18 protein-coding genes are annotated in these 17,616 nt (G+C 71.6%); 11 read left to right on the top strand and 7 right to left on the bottom strand.

Going from position 1 to position 17,616, the window contains the following annotated elements:
* Window positions 1-3: 3 nt before the first annotated feature.
* Window positions 4-342: a thiamine-binding protein gene (locus SCMU_RS01845; protein WP_229231272.1), complete on the bottom strand. Its 339-nt coding sequence runs from the start codon at window positions 340-342 to the stop codon at window positions 4-6.
* Window positions 343-447: 105 nt separating this feature from the next.
* Here SCMU_RS01845 and SCMU_RS01840 point away from each other — a divergent pair, with 105 nt between their 5' ends.
* Both SCMU_RS01840 and SCMU_RS01835 read left to right on the top strand, forming a co-directional pair.
* Window positions 448-1,074, top strand: coding sequence for a TetR/AcrR family transcriptional regulator (locus tag SCMU_RS01840; RefSeq protein ID WP_229231271.1), 627 nt, complete (start codon window positions 448-450; stop codon window positions 1,072-1,074).
* Window positions 1,075-1,193: 119 nt separating this feature from the next.
* Window positions 1,194-1,838: a DUF5684 domain-containing protein gene (locus tag SCMU_RS01835; RefSeq protein WP_229231270.1), complete on the top strand. Its 645-nt coding sequence runs from the start codon at window positions 1,194-1,196 to the stop codon at window positions 1,836-1,838.
* A gap of 99 nt (window positions 1,839-1,937) precedes the next feature.
* Here SCMU_RS01835 and SCMU_RS01830 read toward each other — a convergent pair whose 3' ends face one another.
* From SCMU_RS01830 to SCMU_RS01820, 3 genes are all read right to left on the bottom strand, one after another.
* Window positions 1,938-2,249, bottom strand: a complete 312-nt coding sequence (locus tag SCMU_RS01830) for an AzlD domain-containing protein (protein WP_229231269.1) — start codon at window positions 2,247-2,249, stop codon at window positions 1,938-1,940.
* Window positions 2,246-2,992 carry an AzlC family ABC transporter permease gene (locus SCMU_RS01825; protein WP_443020371.1) on the bottom strand — a complete coding sequence of 249 codons (747 nt, stop codon included), beginning with the start codon at window positions 2,990-2,992 and terminating at the stop codon, window positions 2,246-2,248. The genes SCMU_RS01830 and SCMU_RS01825 overlap by 4 nt, the downstream gene beginning before the upstream one ends.
* A 97-nt stretch (window positions 2,993-3,089) precedes the next feature.
* Window positions 3,090-3,962: a glycerophosphodiester phosphodiesterase gene (locus SCMU_RS01820; protein ID WP_229231267.1), complete on the bottom strand. Its 873-nt coding sequence runs from the start codon at window positions 3,960-3,962 to the stop codon at window positions 3,090-3,092.
* A gap of 89 nt (window positions 3,963-4,051) precedes the next feature.
* On the opposite strand from SCMU_RS01820, the gene SCMU_RS01815 reads away from it, so the two are divergent.
* Complete coding sequence (locus SCMU_RS01815; protein WP_229231266.1) at window positions 4,052-5,341, top strand: DUF445 domain-containing protein; 1,290 nt, start codon at window positions 4,052-4,054, stop codon at window positions 5,339-5,341.
* A 66-nt stretch (window positions 5,342-5,407) separates the two neighbouring features.
* Here SCMU_RS01815 and SCMU_RS01810 read toward each other — a convergent pair whose 3' ends face one another.
* Together SCMU_RS01810 and SCMU_RS01805 are read right to left on the bottom strand one after the other, a co-directional pair.
* Window positions 5,408-6,085 carry an ALF repeat-containing protein gene (locus SCMU_RS01810; RefSeq protein ID WP_229231265.1) on the bottom strand — a complete coding sequence of 226 codons (678 nt, stop codon included), beginning with the start codon at window positions 6,083-6,085 and terminating at the stop codon, window positions 5,408-5,410.
* A gap of 565 nt (window positions 6,086-6,650) precedes the next feature.
* Window positions 6,651-7,604 carry a hypothetical protein gene (locus SCMU_RS01805; RefSeq protein WP_229231264.1) on the bottom strand — a complete coding sequence of 318 codons (954 nt, stop codon included), beginning with the start codon at window positions 7,602-7,604 and terminating at the stop codon, window positions 6,651-6,653.
* A gap of 189 nt (window positions 7,605-7,793) precedes the next feature.
* Between SCMU_RS01805 and SCMU_RS01800 the strand changes: the two genes are divergently transcribed.
* The 8 genes from SCMU_RS01800 (at window position 7,794) to SCMU_RS01765 (ending at window position 16,898) form a co-directional block, all read left to right on the top strand.
* Window positions 7,794-8,045 carry a DUF6458 family protein gene (locus SCMU_RS01800; RefSeq protein ID WP_229231263.1) on the top strand — a complete coding sequence of 84 codons (252 nt, stop codon included), beginning with the start codon at window positions 7,794-7,796 and terminating at the stop codon, window positions 8,043-8,045.
* A 175-nt stretch (window positions 8,046-8,220) separates the two neighbouring features.
* Complete coding sequence (locus SCMU_RS01795) at window positions 8,221-9,012, top strand: DeoR/GlpR family DNA-binding transcription regulator (protein ID WP_443020370.1); 792 nt, start codon at window positions 8,221-8,223, stop codon at window positions 9,010-9,012.
* Complete coding sequence (locus tag SCMU_RS01790; RefSeq protein ID WP_229231261.1) at window positions 9,009-9,971, top strand: 1-phosphofructokinase family hexose kinase; 963 nt, start codon at window positions 9,009-9,011, stop codon at window positions 9,969-9,971. The genes SCMU_RS01795 and SCMU_RS01790 overlap by 4 nt, the downstream gene beginning before the upstream one ends.
* A 12-nt stretch (window positions 9,972-9,983) precedes the next feature.
* Entirely contained in the window at window positions 9,984-12,020 is a 2,037-nt protein-coding gene (locus SCMU_RS01785) for a PTS fructose transporter subunit IIABC (protein ID WP_229231260.1), read from the top strand.
* Window positions 12,021-12,045: 25 nt separating this feature from the next.
* Window positions 12,046-13,758: a putative PEP-binding protein gene (locus SCMU_RS01780; protein ID WP_229231259.1), complete on the top strand. Its 1,713-nt coding sequence runs from the start codon at window positions 12,046-12,048 to the stop codon at window positions 13,756-13,758.
* Between the two features lie 78 nt (window positions 13,759-13,836).
* Window positions 13,837-14,115, top strand: coding sequence for an HPr family phosphocarrier protein (locus SCMU_RS01775; RefSeq protein WP_229231258.1), 279 nt, complete (start codon window positions 13,837-13,839; stop codon window positions 14,113-14,115).
* A gap of 125 nt (window positions 14,116-14,240) precedes the next feature.
* The gene (locus SCMU_RS01770; protein WP_229231257.1) at window positions 14,241-14,903 is read left to right on the top strand and encodes a hypothetical protein; all 663 of its coding nucleotides are present in this window, start codon (window positions 14,241-14,243) and stop codon (window positions 14,901-14,903) included.
* Window positions 14,904-15,218: 315 nt separating this feature from the next.
* Window positions 15,219-16,898: an MFS transporter gene (locus SCMU_RS01765; RefSeq protein ID WP_229231256.1), complete on the top strand. Its 1,680-nt coding sequence runs from the start codon at window positions 15,219-15,221 to the stop codon at window positions 16,896-16,898.
* Between the two features lie 6 nt (window positions 16,899-16,904).
* Here SCMU_RS01765 and SCMU_RS01760 read toward each other — a convergent pair whose 3' ends face one another.
* On the bottom strand, window positions 16,905-17,579 hold the full coding sequence (locus SCMU_RS01760; RefSeq protein ID WP_229231255.1) for a pentapeptide repeat-containing protein: 675 nt from the start codon (window positions 17,577-17,579) through the stop codon (window positions 16,905-16,907).
* Window positions 17,580-17,616: the final 37 nt, after the last annotated feature.

Below are 17,616 nucleotides of genomic sequence, written 5' to 3'. Positions count from 1 at the left end.
CGGCTACTGGGGGGCGTCTCCCGCGCCTTCGGCACCGTCGGCCTGGCGATCAATGGCCTGCTCGAGGCGCTCGATCTTGCCCGTGAGCTCGCCCGTATGGCCGGGGCGGATGTCCGCCTTGAGCACGACGGACACGCGGGTCCCGTACCGGCCCGCGGCCTCGGTGGCGCGCCTGACCACGTCCATGACCTCGTCCCACTCGCCCTCGATCTCGGTGAACATCGAGCTCGTGCGGTTCGGCAGGCCCGAGTCCCGCACCACGCGAACTGCGGCGGCCACCGCCTCGTGGACGGAATCACTGGACGAGGAGCCCGAGGGGGCAACGGAGAAGGCGACGATCATGCGCCCAGTCTGCCACCCGCCGTCGTGCGACCGGCCGGGACGGTCCAGGGCGAGAGTGGAGCGTCATATAGGCGACACCGCCGCTCTCGGAAGTACTGTGGAAACATGCAGCAGGAACGTGCGTGGCGCAAACCGATGCGTGCCGACGCGGCGCGCAACATCGAGAAGATCATCACCGCGGCACTCGACTGTTTCCGCGAGGAGGGGCCGAATGTCTCCCTCAAGACCGTGGCGGACCGCGCCGGGGTCGGCCCGGCGACCCTGTTCCGGAACTTCGCCGACAAGGACGAGCTGGTCCTGGCCGCGGTAGAGCGCCAGATCAAGGTCAAGGTCGACCCGGTGACCGAGATGGCCCTCGAGAATCCCGACGCCGCCGCCGGGCTCGTGGAGGTCCTCAACGCCGTCATGCAGGTCGCCAACGATGAGCACAACCTCCTCTCCGCCGTCGCGGGGCGCCGCGGACTGCTCGTGGGGCTCGCCGGCAAGCTCATTGAGTCCCTCGGCCTGCTGCTCCAGCGCGGCCAGAAGCAGGGCACGCTGCGGGAGGAGCTGCAGCTCATCGACATGGTGCGGCTCGTCGCGATGCTCATCGGCGCCGGGGACACCGTGGAGCCCGGCTCGTTCGCGTGGCAGCGCTACGTGGCGCTCGTCGAGGACGCGATCCGCACCCACCGCGAGAACCGGCCGCTGCCGCCGCTCGAGCCGATCCCCGGCGTCGAGTTGCCACTCTGATCCAATCCGGCCGCTCTGATCCACTCCGGACTGAACGCCCCGGGACCACCGGGTGAACGTTGTCCACAAGGGGACTCGTGCCCATGGCGCGAGCCCGTGATTCCCACTAGCGTCGAGGCATGACCTCGCTCTCTGTCGTCGCGACGACGACCTACGGGACCTCCTCCGGCGCTGCCGCGGGACTCGGCATCACGTTCGGCCTGATCGGCGCCATCATCGGGTTCGCGATCACGGGCCTCCTCTTGATGGGCATCTTCACGAAGGCCGGCAGGCCCGCATGGGAAGCGTTCGTCCCCTTCTACAACTACTGGATCCTCATCACTCAGATCATTGGCCGCCCTGCGTGGTGGTTCTGGGTCATGATCCTGTGCAGCTGGATCCCTGTGGTGAACATCGTGTCGCTCGTGCTCGGGATCATCGCCATGAACGATCTTGCGAAGTCCTTCGGCAAGGACTCCGCTTACACGGTGGGGCTCGTGCTGCTCTCGATCGTGTTCCTCCCGATCCTCAGCTATGGCCAGGCCCGCTATCTCGGCAAGGGCGCCCTCATGGGGCCGGTCGCCTACGGCCAGCAGCAGTACTGGGGCCAGCCGCAGCCGCCCCAGCAGCAGGGGTACGGCCAGCAGCCTCCCCAGCAGTATGGCCAGCCGGGGTACGGCGAGCAGCCCCAGGCCCCGTACGGCCAGCAGCCGCAGCAGCCCAACCCCTACGGCCAGCCCAACCCGTATGGCCAGCAGGGCCCGGACGCCCCGAAGCAGCCGTAGCCGGCCCGCGCCTCAGCACGTCGCTCCGCCGCAATTCTGGGGGTCACGTTCTGGAGGTCACCTGAGGTGACTCCCAGAACGTGACCCCCAGATGTCGTGTCAGGACCAGCCGGCGAGGCGGAGCAGCGCGGCGGCGGCGGCCCCGGCGATCACGACGACGAGGAACGGCGCCCGCAGCACGAGCGCGAGGGCTGCGGCCGCGAGCGCTCCGAGCCGCGCGTCGAGCACTAGCGACTGACCGCCCGCGAATGCGTTGACCGCTGTGAGCGAGGCCAGCAGGCCAATGGTCACGGTGCCCGCGACGCGCAGCATGCGCTCGTTGTCCATCCACTTCCGCGGCAGCAGGTAGCCGAGCAGCTTGAGCGCGTACGCCGCGGCGCACGCGATGATGATCCACCACCACAGGCTCACGGGCGCTCCTCCCCGTCTCCATCGTGCCGGTGGCCATGGCGTTCGTAGGGGTCGAGGTCCGGCCCCAGGCCCTCGACACCGGCCCCCGCCGCGCGCCTGCCCGCCTCGGCTCGCGCGTGGCTCACCCAGCCCAGCACGGCGGCGACAAGTGCCGCGACGAGGATCGGCACCCCGGAGGGCACGAGCGGCACGGTCAAGACGGTCGCGAGGGCGCACACCACCGCGATGGCCCACGGCTCGCTGCCCTTGAGACGCGGCCAGAGCAGGCCGAGGAACGCGGCGACGGCCGCGCCGTCGAGCCCCCACTGCTTGGGATCGCCGAGCGCGTTGCCGGCAAGTGCGCCGACGGCAGTGAAGAGGTTCCACAGCACGAATACGCCGACACCGGCCACCCAGAAGCCCCGCCGCTGCTCCACGACCGAGTCCTGGCCGACCGCGGTGGCGGTGGACTCGTCGATCGTGAACTGCGGCGCGACGAATCGCCGCCAGCCCTTCGGCCGGAACATGGAATTGAGCTGCATCCCGTACACGGCATTGCGGACGCCCAGGAGCGTCGCGGCGGCGGCCGCGGCCGCCCCCGACCCGCCGCCGGCGATCACGCCGATGAAGGCAAACTGCGAACCGCCCGTGAACATGAGCAGGCTCAGGGCCACGGTCTGGAGCACGTCAAGACCGGAGGCCACCCCAAGGGCCCCGAACGAGATGCCGTAGAGCCCCGTGGCGATGGCGATCGAGGCGCCGATCCGCGCCCCCGGCGAGCGGCGGAGAGGAACCGGCGCGGCGCCGTCGTGCGGGGCGTTGTTTCCTGCCCCCGGCTGTTGGAACCCCTCTGGATCGCCCTCAGCCACGGGCCGCCCCCAGCTGGGCGAGCACCTCGGCGGGGCGGTTCGTCGTGATCTCCTGGATGCCCACGGCGAGGCAGTGCTCAACGTCCTCGGGCGCATCGACGGTCCAGATGCGGAAGGTGAGGCCGGCGTCGAGCCACGCGCGCACGCGGTTGGGGTGGTCGCGAACGTAGGCGATCCCCGGGCCGGCGAGGCCCACGCGGGCGTCATCGAGGATGGCCTCGGCGTCGAGCTGGGCAGCCTTGAGCACGTTCGCGACGGCCCCGCCGGTGAGTGCCCCGAGTGCTGTGGACTCGCGCAGCTCGACGACGGAGACGTCGTCGACCAGCATGCACACATGCCGCGCGGGCACGGACGCGAGGAGGTATTCGACGGCCTCGGCGTCGAAGCTCATGAAGCTCACGCGCACGCCGCCGATGCGCGAGTCCTCGGGCTCCCAGCCGCGCTCGCGCAGCAGCTCGAGCACACGGTCCTCGAGCTTGAGCCGGTACGGGCTCGGGTGCTTGAGCTCGATCGCGAGGCCGATCTCCCGCCCGGACCCGGCGAGGAGATCGAGGAGCTCCGGCAGGGTGAGCAGCTGCTGGCTCGGCGCGCCGTATTCGTCCGGGATGCGGACGCCCTTCCACGAGGAGAAGTCCAGCTCGCGCAGCTCGTCGAGGGTCCGGTCCGCGACTGGACCGGTGCCGTTGGACGTGCGGTCGAGGTTCGAGTCGTGCAGCAGCACGACGTGCTGGTCCCGCGTCAGGTGCACATCGCACTCGACGCCGTCCGCGCCGTCCAGGAGCGCCTGCACGTAGGCGGCACGCGTGTGCTCGGCGAAGCGCGCGCTCGCGCCTCGATGGGCATAGACAAGGGGGCGGGTGATCATGGCGCAAGGGTATCGGACCGAGGCGACAGCCTCGCCGCCGTGGGCGAACACCAGCGTGGGGTGCCGGAGGGCGCCGGTAGGGTTGAGTCATGGTGACGCTGAACCGCCTCATGGGTGCGCCGCAGGGCCTCAGCCCCGCCGACCAGGAACGGGCGGCGGCGCTGCGCCGGATGAAGACCTTCGCCCTGTCCCTGCTGATCGTCGCGGCCATCATCTTCGGCGTCTCGTTCGCGCTGCAGGGCCAGTACCCGTGGCTGGAGTACGTCCGGGCGGCGTCGGAGGGCGCCATGGTCGGCGCCCTGGCCGACTGGTTCGCCGTGACCGCGCTCTTCCGGCACCCACTGGGTCTGCCCATCCCCCACACGGCCATCATCCCGACCCGCAAAGACGCGATCGGGGCGTCGCTCTCCGGGTTCGTGCGGGACAACTTCCTCTCCTCGGCCGTAGTCCGGGCCAAGCTCGAGACCGTCGACGTCGCCCGCAAGGCGGGCACTTGGCTCGCGAGCCCCGCAGGCGCCGAGCGGGTCGCGAAGGAGGGCGCCGCCGTCGTGCGCGGCGCGTTCACCGTGCTCAATGACGACGACGTGCAGGCCGTGATCGAGGGCATGGTCCGCAAGCACCTGCTCACCCCGCCGTGGGGTCCGCCGCTCGGGCGGCTTGCAGAGCAGGTGTTTGCCGCCGGGCACCACCACCAGCTCGTCGACGTGCTCGTGGACCGCGCCGCGGACTGGGTGTCCGCGAACTACGACACCGTGAGCCGGGTCGTCACGGACCGCTCGCCGTCCTGGGTCCCGAGCTTCGCGAACGAGCTCGTGGGCGACAAGGTCTACATCGAGCTGTCCAAGTTCGTCGCAGCCGTCCAGTCGGACCCGAACCACCAGGCACGGCAGTCCATCGATGCGTACCTGCGTGACCTCGCCCAGGACCTCCAGCATGAGCCGACGATGATCGCGCGCGTCGAGGGCATGAAGGCCGAGCTGCTCGGCGACCCGCAGGTGCGCAGCCTCGCCGGGCGCACGTGGGCCACAATCAAGCGCGTGCTCCTCGAGGCCGTCTCGGACCCGCGCAGCGAGCTGCACCAGCGGTTCACGACGGCGGTGCGAGACTTCGGCGCGCGGCTCGTCGAGGATGAGGAGCTCGCGGGCAAGGTCAACGCGTGGGTCGCGGACGCGGCGTCCTACGTCGTGGGGACCTACAAGGACGACATCGCGGGCGTCATCGAGGACACCGTGGCCCGATGGGACGCCGAGGAGACGAGCCAGAAGATCGAGCTCCAGGTCGGAAAGGACCTGCAGTTCATCCGCATCAACGGCACCGTGGTAGGCGCCCTTGCCGGGGTGCTGATCTTCGCAGTGGCGCACGCGATCTTCGGCGGGTAGGGGCCAGCGAACGACGGCGCCGGGCCGCCCCGGGCGGGCGGCCTCGGCCCGCGCGGCGGGCGTCGGCTACTGGCAGGCGTCCTGGGCGGCCGCGGCGTGCTGGCCGGCGCGGAGGAACTCGGCGACCACGAGAGGGCTGTCGGCGCCGAGGGCGGCCTGCGCGGCGTCGTACACCGAGGGGGACGGTCCGGTGGCGAGCAGCGCGTACACCGACTGGCGGTCGTTGGCCTCCTGCGCGAGGAGCGCACCCGCACGCAGGAAGTCCAGAAGAGCCTCGCGGGTCCCGACCGCGAGCGCCCGGTTGGCTCCGGTCACGACGGCACCGCGACCCGCCTCGGCGATCCCCTGGACCTCGGCCGCGTACTGGCCGCGGCGCAAGAACTCGGCGAGCACGGCGGGATCGTACGAGGTGAGGGGCGCCTGACCCGCCTGGCTCACGCGTGGGTTGCCCGCGGCGAGCGCCATGTAGCCTGCGATGCGGTCGTCGAGGACCTTGAGGCCGGGGAGGCTGCCCGTGAGGAAGGCCTGGTACTGCGCGTCGCGCGCGGCGTCGTCGCGGACGCCGGCCGCGGCGTCGAGGGCCTGCCGGGCGGCCTCGGCCGTGTGGGGGTGGCCGTTCGCCGCCCACCACTCCACCGCTGCCCGGGCACCGAGCCCCTCGGGCGCGTTCAGGTCAAAGGACGGGACGTAGTCGAGGACGAGGGCCGTGACCGGCGTCCCGTACTCGGGTGCGGGCGCTGGCACGAAGGCCGCCACGGTGCACGCGACGGGTGGTGCTGGCGACGGGGCAGTTCCCGGGGCCGTCGTCATGGGCACTACCGCGGGCGCGCCGACTGGCGGCTGGGCCACAGGGATGAACGAATGGAATCCGCGCGGGACGGAGGGCCACTGCGCGGGCACGTCGACGCCGCCGAGGGAGGGTCCCTCCGGGTCAGATACGACGGCGGGCTCCGCGGACGGCTCGGCGTCGGACTCCCCGGTCCTCGAGGGCGCCGCGCTCGGGGCGGTGGGCGCCCCGGTTGGCGCCGGGCTCGACGTGGCGCTGTTTGATGCGCTACGGGACGGTTCGGGCGCCGCGGCCGGTGCATCGGCCGGCGAACACCCGGAGGCTGCAAGCGCCACCATCACCGCCACGGTGCTGAGTGAGAGCACACTCCGGCCACGGCAGACGTCCTTGATCCCCACAGTTTTCCCCTTGGTCCCCTCGGCCCGCGCCCCTCGCATCGACAGGCTCCCAGCAAGCTATCAGGAAAATCGGCTAGGCACCGAACGCGGGAGTCGTGGAGCGAGTGCCCGAGGCAGGCCAGGGTCAGCCCTCGGGGCCGCGCTCGTGCAGCCGCGCCCGGCGCTCCTCGATCTCCCGCTCCACGGCCTGCTCCGGAGTCTCCGCAGCCCGCACCGCCCGCACCGCCCGCACCGCGGCCGGCGCGCCCGGCCGCGCGGGGACCGAACGCGCTCTGGACGTGGTCACGAGCGCGAGCAGGCCGCGCCTCTTCTCCACGATCCCCGACGCCGCCCGGAGATCGCCCGGCAGGGCAACGGGAGGGGGCCCGAAGGCCTCGCGCGTGGCCCTGATGACGGCCCGCCCCATGACGAGGTTGCCCGCGCCGCCGACGACGGCGCCGATGCCGAACGGCAGCGCGCGCCCGACGAGCGCCCCGCCCTGCTTCTTGAGGAGCCACGCGAGGAAGCGCTTCTGTACGGTGCCCTGGATGGTCTTGACGGCCGAGGACGGGACCGAACGGTTCAGCGCAGCACCCCAAGCGCGGGCGGGGTGTGCGCCCTTCCCGAGCGCCTGCCCGCTGAGTGCCGAGAGCATCGCGGTGCCCTCCTCGCCGAGCATGAGGGCCATGATCGTGGTCCGGGCACGCTCGGGGTCCTCGAGGCGCACACCGTGGAGCTCGGCGATCATGGCCGCGTACAGCGCGGTCGCCTCGAGGAAGCCGACGGTGGCCGCCGCGGACAGGCCCAGGGAGGTCATCGTCCCGACGCCGGGCACGGCCGCGGTACCGCCCACCGCGGCGCCGGTCCCGCCCACTGCCGTGAGGTAGTCCCGCTCGAGGCGGCGGGCGAGCTGGGCCGGAGTGTCGTCCGGGTGTACGCGCCGCACGCGCCGAAGGTTGGCCAGCACGAGGGGCCGCTGGACGTCGACCGCGCGCAGGAGCATCCGGTGGAGACGCGGCGTAGCGCGGCCCTGAGAGTCGAACATCGCCTGGTGGGCGGTGTCCTGGGCGATCCGCAGGGCAATGTTCTTCTTCGCCATGGCCCTAGGGTAGCGGCGTCGTCCGGCAGGCGTCGTCCGGCCCCGGGGTCGTCCGTTCGGACAAGCTGCATGTTTCGACAGGCTGCATGTTTCGAACGCGTCGGAGCGGGGCATCGGTCAGGCAGGCCAGCGGACCCGCCGGCTGCAGACGCTGCGCCAAGCACCCGCAGCCACGGAAGGAGCTCAATCATGGGCATCGGTGCCTCAATCTTCCTCATCGCCGTCGGCGCGATCCTCGCGTTCGCCATCACGCCGGGCCTCATCCCCTACGTCGACCAGACCCTCGTCGGCTACATCCTGATCGGCGTGGGCGTTCTCGGCCTGATCGTCTCGCTCGTCATGATGAGCACCGGGCCGCGACGTCGCGTGAGCGAGTCGCGTCAGATGGTCGACCCGGATACAGGCGAGGCGGTGACCCGCCGCGACACCCGGGACATCTAGCCGCTAACCACCTTCACCAGCGCACACATCGGCCCGTCGGAGCACACGCTCCGGCGGGTCGATCTTTGTTTGTGTGGGATCTATTGACATCCCAACAGAAACGAAGATACAGTCAATCAATCCCACATTCGTGTGATGGGGGACACAGACCGGAAGGGAGGCGCAGGGCATGTCGATGTTCGCCGAAGAGCGCCAGCGGCTGGTCGCAAACCGGGTCGCCGAGGCCGGGCGCGTGAGCGTCACGGAGCTCGCCGACCGGTTCTCGGTCACCACGGAGACGGTGCGCCGCGACCTCGCAGCCCTCGAGACCGCGGGCGTGCTTCGCCGGGTCCACGGCGGCGCGGTCCCCGCGGGGCGGGGCGCGACGTCGGAGGAGAGCCTGCTCGAGCGGCAGGTGCAGAACCTCCTCGAGAAGCGCGCGATCGCGGACGCGGCCGCGGCGCTCGTCGCGTCGTCGCGCGCTGGAAGCGTGCTGCTCGACGCGGGCAGCTCCACCGAGGCCCTCGCGGAGCGGCTCATGGGCCCGCTGCCCGACGGCCAGGGCCTCGTCGTCGTCACCAATGCGCTGCCGATCGCGGAGAAGCTCGCCGCGAACCCGAACCTCAACGTGCAGCTCCTGGGCGGCCGGATCCGGCCGCTCACCCAGGCCGCGGTCGGGCAGGCAACGGTCGACGCCGTCGGGCGCCTGCGCCCGGACCTCGCCTTCGTCGGGGCGAACGGCCTCCACGCCGAGTTCGGCCTCAGCACGCCGGACACAGAGGAGGCCGCGGTCAAGGCCGCGTTCGTCCGCAGCGCTCGCCGGGTCGTGGCCCTCGTGGACCACACCAAGTTCGGTGTCGAGGCCCTGGTCCAGTTCGCAAGGCTCGACCAGCTGGACGCCATCGTCACTGATGTGGCGCCCACGGGAGATATGGCCGACGCGCTTGCGGAGGCCGGAGTGGAAGTTGTGGAGGCAGGCAGACCATGATCGTGACCCTGACAGCGAATCCGAGCCTGGACCGCACGGTCGAGCTCGGCGGGCCCCTCGCCCGGGGCGAGGTGCAGCGTGCCGTCTCCGTGCGGCAGGAATCGGGCGGCAAGGGGGTCAACGTCTCGCGGGCCCTGAAGACCTCGGGCCTGGCCACCCTGGCCGTGCTGCCCGGCGACGCTGGGGATCCCGTGCTCGCGGGCCTGACCGCCACAGGCGTTCCGTTTGCCGCACTGCCCATCGGCGCCCCGCTCCGCTCGAACGTGGCCCTGACCGAGCCGGACGGGGTCACGACCAAGGTCAACGAGCCGGGCCCGATGCTCTCCGAGGAGCAGCAGGAGGCGCTCCTCGCCCTGCTCGTCGACCGGGCGCGAGGTGCCGACTGGGTGGTCCTGGCGGGCTCGCTCCCGCCGGGCGTCCCGGATGACTTCTACGCCACCGCGGCGCAGCGCCTCCGCGCGGCAGCGGACGGCGCCGCTCCCCGGATCGCCGTGGACTCCTCGGGCGCCCCGCTCGCCGCGTCCCTCGCGGGGAAGCCGGAGCTGCTCAAGCCCAACGCCGACGAGCTCGCCGAGCTCGCGGCGATGGTCGGCCTGCACGACGCCGGCTCGGCGGCCGAGCTCGAGGCCTCACCGGAGCGGGCGGCGAAGGCTGCACGCGCCCTGGTGGACGCAGGAGTGGGAGCTGTCCTCGCGACGCTCGGCTCCAAGGGCGCGGTCCTTGTGACCGCGGAGGGCGCGTGGCATGCCACGCACTCCCCCATCAAGGCCGTCAGCACCGTCGGTGCGGGCGACTCCTCACTGGCCGGGTTCCTCCTGGCCGATTCGACTGGGGCGGACGATGAGGGCCGCCTGCGCCAGGCCGTGGCCCACGGGGCCGCCGCCGCGTCCCTGCCGGGATCCACTGTCCCGGCAGTGAACCAGACAACTCCCTCCGCCGTGACCGTCACGGCCCTCTGAGAAGGAACGACCATGACCGAACTCATCGCTCCCGAGCTTGTGGAGCTCGACGCGTCGCTGGGCTCGACGCCCGCCGACGTCATCCGGCATCTGGCCGGCCTCGTGGCCAGCGCCGGCCGCGCCACCGAGGTGGAGGGCCTGTTCGCAGACGCGTATGCCCGCGAGCAGAAGACCGCCACCGGCGTGCCCGGCGGGATCGCGATCCCCCACTGCCGCTCGACTGCGGTGACGGTGCCGTCGCTCGCGATGGCCCGCCTGTCCCAGAAGGTCGACTTCGGCGCGAAGGACGGCCCGGCTGACCTGGTCTTCTTCATCGCGGCCCCGGAAGGCGCGGACCAGGAGCACCTCAAACTCCTGGCCAAGCTGGCCCGAAGCCTCATCAAGAAGGACTTCACGGCGGCACTCCGTGCGGCCCAGACCCGCGGGGACATTGTGGACCTGGTCAACGAGGCCCTTGGGCTCTCCGCTCCCTCCACCTCAGCGACAGCGGCGAGCCCGGCGGCCCCGGCGGCGGCGCCCGCCGCCGGCCGCCCAACCAAGCGCATCGTCGCCGTGACCGCCTGCCCCACCGGCATCGCGCACACCTACATGGCCGCCGACTCCCTCGTCGCCGCCGGCAAGGACAAGGGCATCGACGTGCAGGTCGAGACCCAGGGGTCCGCAGGCTCGACGCCGCTGCCCACCTCGGTGATCGACGCGGCGGACGCCGTGGTCTTCGCAGTGGACGTGGACGTGCGGGGCAAGGAGCGCTTCGCGGGCAAGCCGTACGTGCAGTCGCCCGTGAAGCGCGGCATCGACGAGCCGGGCGTGATGCTGGATGAGGCGCTCGCTGTGGCAGCCGACCCGAACGGGCGGAGGATCGCAGCGGGAGCCGCCGGGTCGGCGTCGTCCGCATCCGGCGCCGAGTCCAGCGAGTCGACCGGGGCGAAGCTCAAGCGTGCGCTCCTCACGGGCGTGAGCTACATGATCCCGTTCGTGGCGGGCGGAGGCCTGCTGATCGCGCTCGGCTTCCTGCTGGGTGGGTTCGACATCACGAAGTACGCGGACAACATCGTGGTCCACAACAGCATCCTGAACCTGCCCACGGAGTACGGGCCACAGGCGCTGGGCTCCTTGGGCGCATACCTCGGAGCGGTGCTGTTCAAGATCGGTGGCCTGTCGATGGGCTTCCTGGTCCCCGCGCTGGCCGGCTACATCGGCTATGCATTGGCCGATCGGCCGGGCATCGCGCCGGGCTTCGTGGCGGGCGCCGTGGCGGGCTTCATGGGCGCCGGGTTCCTCGGCGGAATCGTGGGCGGCCTGCTCGCCGGCTACACGGCGCACTGGCTTGCGTCCCTGCCGGCACCCAGGTGGCTGCGCGGCCTCATGCCGGTGGCGATCATCCCGCTCGTCGCGTCGATCATCGCCTCGGGCCTCATGTTCCTGGTACTCGGCGGCCCGATCGCGTGGGTCACGAAGGTCCTCAACGACTGGCTGACCGGCATGAGCGGCGCCACGGCCGTGGTGCTCGGCGTCATCCTGGGCCTCATGATGTGCTTCGACCTGGGCGGCCCGGTCAACAAGGTCGCATACGCGTTCGCGGTGGCCGGCCTGAGCGCCGCGAGCGAGACGAACGCTGCTCCGTACCACATCATGGCGGCCGTCATGGCTGCGGGCATGGTGCCCCCGCTCGCGATGGCGCTGGCCACCGTGCTGGACCACAAGAACTTCAACGCGACCGAGCACGAGAACGGCAAGGCGGCATGGCTACTGGGCGCCTCGTTCATCTCGGAGGGTGCGATCCCGTTCGCCGCTGCTGACCCGTTCCGTGTCATCCCGGCGTCGATGCTCGGCGGTGCCATCACGGGTGCCCTGTCGATGGCGTTCAACGTCTCGTCCAAGGCGCCTCACGGCGGCATCTTCGTCTTCTTCGCGATCGACAACTTCCTCCTCTGGGTCGTCTCGATCGCTGTGGGCGTCGTGGTGACAGCTCTGGCCACCATCGCACTCAAGCGCTACGTTGGCAGGAAGGCGCCTGAGACCGCCGAAGCCGTACCTGTCGCCGCCTGAGGCGGAGAGAGTTCGAGGTCGAATCATGCAGGAGTTCTTGGGCGTCGGTGTGACTCCGGGACGGGTCGTGGGGCCGGTGCGGCAGATGCCGGCCCCGGTCCGGGAGCCGGAGGCCGGTGCGGGGCTGCCCGCGGGGTCGACGGCCGAGGCCGAGGCGGAACGGATCCGCACCGCGTCCAAGGCTGTGCAGGCCTCGCTAAAGGCCAGGGCCGCGGGGGCCTCGGGGGACGCGAAGGGCGTCCTCGAGGCCACCGCGCTCATGGCAGCCGATCCGATGCTCGTCAAGGGCGCGATCAAGCTCCTGGATGCTTCGGCCGACGGCGGGTCGCGCTCGGCCGAGCGGGCGGTGTGGGAGTCGGGTGCCGCCGTCGCGGAGAAGCTGAAGTCCCTCGGCGGGTACATGGCCGAACGCTCAGCTGACGTCCTCGACGTGCGCTCGAGGATCGTGGCCGAACTGCGCGGACTGCCGGCCCCCGGGATCCCGGTCGCGGATGAGCCGTTCGTGCTCGCCGCCGAGGATCTGGCGCCCGCCGACACCGCGACGCTGGACCCGGCGAAGGTGATCGCCCTCGTCACCTCCGCCGGCGGCCCGCAGTCGCACACCGCGATCCTTGCCCGGGCGCTGGGCCTTCCCGCCGTGGTGGCCGCGGAGGGTGTCGACGCGATCTCTGACGGAACCGTCGTCTTCGTGGACGGGGCCGCGGGCAGAATCGTGAGCGAACCCGGTCAGGCCGAGTCGGACGCCGCCGCGGCGTGGACCAAGCAGGCCGCGGCCCTGGCCCAGTTCACGGGCACGAATGTGCTCGCCGACGGGCATGTGCTCCCCCTGCTGGCGAACGTGGCCACGGGCAAGGACGCAGCCAAGGCCGCGGCGGCCGGCGCCGAGGGCGTCGGGCTGCTGCGCACGGAGTTCTGCTTCCTCGACCGCGACACCGAGCCGAGCATCGAGGAGCAGGTCGCCGCATACGGGGCCGTGTTCGAGCACTTCCCGGGCAAGAAGGTCGTCATCCGCACGCTCGACGCCGGCGCCGACAAGCCGCTGCCGTTCCTCACCAACGCGGAGGAGCCCAACCCCGCACTCGGTGTGCGCGGATACCGGACCGACTGGACGAGCCCCGGTGTCCTGGCCCGCCAGCTCGAAGCCATCGCGGCCGCGGCCGCCGCCCACGAGGCCCAGGTGTGGGTCATGGCCCCCATGATCGCGACGCCGGACGAGGCCGAGCACTTCACCGGCCTCGCCCGCCAGGCGGGCCTCTCGACCGCCGGGGTCATGGTCGAGGTCCCCTCCGCAGCCCTCACCGCGAACCACATTCTCGCCCACGCGGACTTCGCGTCTCTGGGCACGAACGACCTCACGCAGTACGCGATGGCGGCGGACCGGATGCTCGGCCCGCTCGCCCACCTCAACAACCCGTGGCAGCCGGCCGTCCTCGCGCTGGTCAAGGCGACGTGCGAGGGCGCCGCGGCGACCGCGGCGGCCACCGGGACCCCCAAGCCCGTAGGCGTCTGCGGCGAGTCCGCCGCGGACCCGGGGCTCGCCGTCGTGCTCGCCGGGCTCGGCGTCACGAGCCTGTCGATGACTCCGCGGTCGCTCGCCGCGGTCAACACGGTCCTGAAGACGGTGACCCTCGAGAAGGCACGGGAACTCGCGGATCTGGCCCTCGCAGCCCCGACGGCCCAGCAGGCCCGCGACGCCGTCCGCGCCCACCTGCCGATCCTCGACGAACTCGGCCTCTGAACCCGCCGCCGCGGCTGCCCGGCCGCGGACCGTAGGCTTTCCCCAACCCGCACGACTCCCAACGACAAGGAGCACCACATGGCAGAACGCACCGCTACGATCGGCTCGCGCGTGGGCCTGCACGCCCGCCCGGCCGCGATCTTCGCCGAGGCCGCCGGCGAGGCCGGCCTCGAGGTCACGATCGCCAAGGCCGGAGAACCCGCGGACGAGGCCATGGACGCCTCCAGCATCCTCTCCCTCATGAGCCTCGGCGCCGAATACGGCCAGCAGGTCATCCTCCGCGCCGAAGGCCCCGGCGCCGAAGAGGCCCTCGACAGGCTCGTCACCGTCCTCGAAACCGACCACGACGCCGCATAGGCTGACCGAGTAGCTCTCACACGGCAAGCGCTGGGGCGCGCCGGATGTCCACGGGACGTTCGGCGCGCCCCAGGCGTCTGCCGGGGGCCATTCGCATGCGGGGGCGGTTCGAGAAGGAGGCAGTGATGTTCGGACTGGGGCGCCGCAAGGACGCCGGGCTCGAGAGCCTGGCCACCGTCATCCAGGGAACCGTGGATCGCGAGGGCCACCTGCGGGGAACCGTGCGGGGCCGTGCGGTCGAGGCGTGGTTCGAACGTCTCGACCCGACCCCGCTCACCGGGATCACCAGCTTCAACCCCGTGTATGCCAACGTGCTACGGCTGCGCCTCGAGGGCCGCGGCTCCACGCCCTGGTACGTGCGGTCCGAGGCGAGACTGGGCATCGGCGGCGGCCACGTGTACGAGTTCGTCCGCGAGGCTGCTCCCGCGGCCCTGCGTCGCTTCAGTCCGTTCCCCGACCTCATGCCGGTCCAAGACCGGGCGGTCGAGGCGCGGCTCCAGGACGCCGGTCTCATGGAGGCGATCGCGCGCGTCTCGCCGCCGTCGCGGCTGTGGCTGCCGAGGGTCCGCTTCACCCCGGATCCACGCGCGGCGATGATGGAGCGGATGCGCGGTGTGCCGATCCCCGCGGGGGTGTCCGGCACGCCGAGCGCTACGGCGAAGGTCGGGCTCGAGATCGACCTCGAGAGGGACGACGGCGGCGGACCCACCCCCGAACGGTTCGCCGAGATCCTCGAGGGGCTGATCGCGGTCGCCGAGCTGAACGAGGCGGTCAGCCCGGGCAGCTAGCAACCGAGCAGCGCGAGCAGGCGGCGTGGTGGAGGATCTTCAGGCCAAAAGATCACAAATCGATAACCATCCGATCCCGTGGAGCACGCGCCGAGGCGGGGCGGGCGCGCGGGCGGGCGGCCGGCGTCGCGCGTCGCCTTGATCCGCATGACGACGGCGATCGGCGGGAACGCGCCGTCGTGCGCGGCAGCCCGACTCCCCCGCCCGGGCGAGTGCCCGCCGTGTGATCGCCGTCATCCCGAAACCCGGAGTGATACTCTCAGGTCGCGGTCAGCGCTACTAGGATTGACTGCCATGTCACGAGACCAGCGTCAGATGACCGATCAAACCCAAGGAGCCGGGTCGCCCCGCCGGGTGGTGTTCCGCAAGCGCAGACTGAGGGTTGACGACGTCAATGTCGTCGACCAGCCGATGCTCAAACGAGCCATCGGAGGCACGATCGTGGGCAACACGATGGAGTGGTTCGACGTCGGGGTGTTCGGCTACCTCATCACCACCATGGGCCCGGTGTTCCTGCCCGAGGCCGACCGTACCGTCCAGACCCTCTTCCTGCTCGGCACGTTCGCCGCGACCTTCATCGCGCGGCCCGCCGGCGGCGTGTTCTTCGGCTGGCTCGGCGACAAGATCGGCCGGCAGCGCGTCCTCGCGATGACGCTCATCATGATGGCGGCCTCGACGTTCGCGCTCGGCCTGCTGCCCGGCTATGCGCAGATCGGGCTGTGGGCGGCGGTCCTGCTGGTGGCCATCAAGCTGGTCCAGGGCTTCTCCACCGGCGGCGAGTACGCGGGCGCTACGACGTTCGTCTCGGAGTACGCGGCGGACAAGCGCCGCGGCTTCCTCGCGAGCTTCCTCGACATGGGCTCCTACCTCGGGTTCGCGCTCGGCGCGGCGATCGTCTCCGTCCTGCAGATGGCCCTCGGCCAGGCCGCGATGGAGGCGTACGGATGGCGCATCCCGTTCCTCATCGCCGGGCCGCTCGGCGCGATTGCCATCTGGTTCCGGCTCCGCATCGAGGAGAGCCCCGCGTTCCAGGCCGCGCTCGAGGCGCAGGAGAGCGCCACGCATGAGCTCGCCACGAGCGACGAGGCCGCCGCGAAGGGCCCGCTCGGGATCATCAGGAGCTACTGGCGCGAGATCATCGTGGCGATGGTCCTCGTGGCCGCGGCGAACACGGTGGGCTACGCCCTGACCTCCTACATGCCCACCTACCTGACAGAGTCGAAGGGCTACGACGCCCTGCACGGAACCCTGTTGACGATCCCGGTGCTCGTGGTCATGAGCCTGTGCATCCCGCTCACCGGGAGGCTTTCGGACCGGATCGGCCGCCGGCCCGTGCTGTGGATCGGCGCCGTGAGCACCATCGTGCTGTCCGTCCCCGCGTTCGCGCTGATCGGCGTCGGCTCGGTCTGGGCCACGCTCGCGGGCCTCGCGCTCGTCGCGTTCCCGGTGACCTTCTACGTGGCCAACCTCGCGTCGGCGCTGCCCGCGCAGTTCCCGACCGCGAGCCGCTACGGCGCGATGGGCATCGCGTACAACTTCGCGGTGGCGATCTTCGGCGGCACGACGCCGTTCATCATCGACGCGCTCATCCAGGCCACTGGCAACGACATGATGCCCGCGTACTACCTCATGGCCACCTCCGCCGTGGGCGCCGTGGCCATCTGGTTCCTGCGCGAGTCAGCACAGCGCCCGCTGCCGGGCTCGCTGCCGAGCGTGGACACCCCCGCCGAGGCCCGCGAGGTCGTCGCGCACCAGGAGGAGGACCCGCACATCGACCTCACGCACATGCCCCTCACCGAGGTGCCGGTCGCGGTGGCGGACGACGGCGCGGCGCTGCAGCTGCCGCTGGACCACCCGGCTGCCGTCGAGGCCGCTGAAGCGGAGGGCGTGGACCTGGAGGCGACTGCACTGGAAGCGCGGGTCTCCGGCGAGGTGCCGGTCGCGTCGGGGCCCGTCTCGGGCCAGGTCGCTAGGGTTCCGGCGGCCGCAGGCTAGCGGAACTCAGTCCCGCACGTCGATCCCGAGCCGCGCGGCCAGGACCTCCGCGAGCTCGACCGCCTGAACGCTGCTGACCGTGGCACCGCGGAGCCCGTCGACACCGGCCACCCGGTGGAGGCGGGCTCCGCGCAGGTCGACGTGCTCGAGGGCGGCCCCGGTGACGTCCAGGGCGTCGATCTGTGCCCCGTCGAAGCCCACGCGGGTGGCGGTCGCGCCACCGAGGTCGAGCTCGTCGATGACGCAGTCCACGAACTTCACGTCCTGCAGGGTCGCCCCGCGGAGGTTGACGTACCCGAGCTTGCAGCCGCTGACGAGCACGCCGGAGAGCTCGGCGTCGAACAGCTCCGCGGAGCCGAGCCGGGAGGCCTCGATCTCGACGCCACGCCATCTGGACCGCGGGGCGGGCAGGCTCGGAGCGCTGAGCCGCACGAAGCGGCAGTCCACGAATGAGGCGAGGCGGAGGCCGGCGTCGTGCGCCGTGACGTCCTTGAACAGGCACTCGGAGAACGTCGAGGACTCCAGCTCACGGCCGGCAAGGTCCACGCCCTCGAACGCGAACCCCTCGGTGCGGCGGCCCGGCTCGATGTCTCCCGCGAAGCCATGGACGAGGCCGGTGAGGGCCAGCGCGCCGAGCCGCGGGGCGCTGTGATCACGGGACGTGCGGGAGCTGCGGGCCATGAGACGAGCGTAGCGGCCCCACCGGTGGGCCTGTGTG

Source organism: Sinomonas cyclohexanicum (assembly GCF_020886775.1).
Lineage (GTDB): Bacteria > Actinomycetota > Actinomycetes > Actinomycetales > Micrococcaceae > Sinomonas > Sinomonas cyclohexanicum.
This window is presented reverse-complemented; position numbering and strand designations above follow the sequence as displayed.

Bases quoted from the DNA above. Each gene is read 5' to 3' on its own strand.
- SCMU_RS01845 (WP_229231272.1), bottom strand. From the start codon at position 342: ATGATCGTCGCCTTCTCCGTTGCCCCCTCGGGCTCCTCGTCCAGTGAT.
- SCMU_RS01840 (WP_229231271.1), top strand. From the start codon at position 448: ATGCAGCAGGAACGTGCGTGGCGCAAACCGATGCGTGCCGACGCGGCG.
- SCMU_RS01835 (WP_229231270.1), top strand. From the start codon at position 1,194: ATGACCTCGCTCTCTGTCGTCGCGACGACGACCTACGGGACCTCCTCC.
- SCMU_RS01820 (WP_229231267.1), bottom strand. From the start codon at position 3,962: ATGATCACCCGCCCCCTTGTCTATGCCCATCGAGGCGCGAGCGCGCGC.
- SCMU_RS01815 (WP_229231266.1), top strand. From the start codon at position 4,052: ATGGTGACGCTGAACCGCCTCATGGGTGCGCCGCAGGGCCTCAGCCCC.
- SCMU_RS01805 (WP_229231264.1), bottom strand. From the start codon at position 7,604: ATGGCGAAGAAGAACATTGCCCTGCGGATCGCCCAGGACACCGCCCAC.
- SCMU_RS01800 (WP_229231263.1), top strand. From the start codon at position 7,794: ATGGGCATCGGTGCCTCAATCTTCCTCATCGCCGTCGGCGCGATCCTC.
- SCMU_RS01795 (WP_443020370.1), top strand. From the start codon at position 8,221: ATGTTCGCCGAAGAGCGCCAGCGGCTGGTCGCAAACCGGGTCGCCGAG.
- SCMU_RS01790 (WP_229231261.1), top strand. From the start codon at position 9,009: ATGATCGTGACCCTGACAGCGAATCCGAGCCTGGACCGCACGGTCGAG.
- SCMU_RS01785 (WP_229231260.1), top strand. From the start codon at position 9,984: ATGACCGAACTCATCGCTCCCGAGCTTGTGGAGCTCGACGCGTCGCTG.
- SCMU_RS01780 (WP_229231259.1), top strand. From the start codon at position 12,046: ATGCAGGAGTTCTTGGGCGTCGGTGTGACTCCGGGACGGGTCGTGGGG.
- SCMU_RS01775 (WP_229231258.1), top strand. From the start codon at position 13,837: ATGGCAGAACGCACCGCTACGATCGGCTCGCGCGTGGGCCTGCACGCC.
- SCMU_RS01770 (WP_229231257.1), top strand. From the start codon at position 14,241: ATGTTCGGACTGGGGCGCCGCAAGGACGCCGGGCTCGAGAGCCTGGCC.
- SCMU_RS01765 (WP_229231256.1), top strand. From the start codon at position 15,219: ATGACCGATCAAACCCAAGGAGCCGGGTCGCCCCGCCGGGTGGTGTTC.
- SCMU_RS01760 (WP_229231255.1), bottom strand. From the start codon at position 17,579: ATGGCCCGCAGCTCCCGCACGTCCCGTGATCACAGCGCCCCGCGGCTC.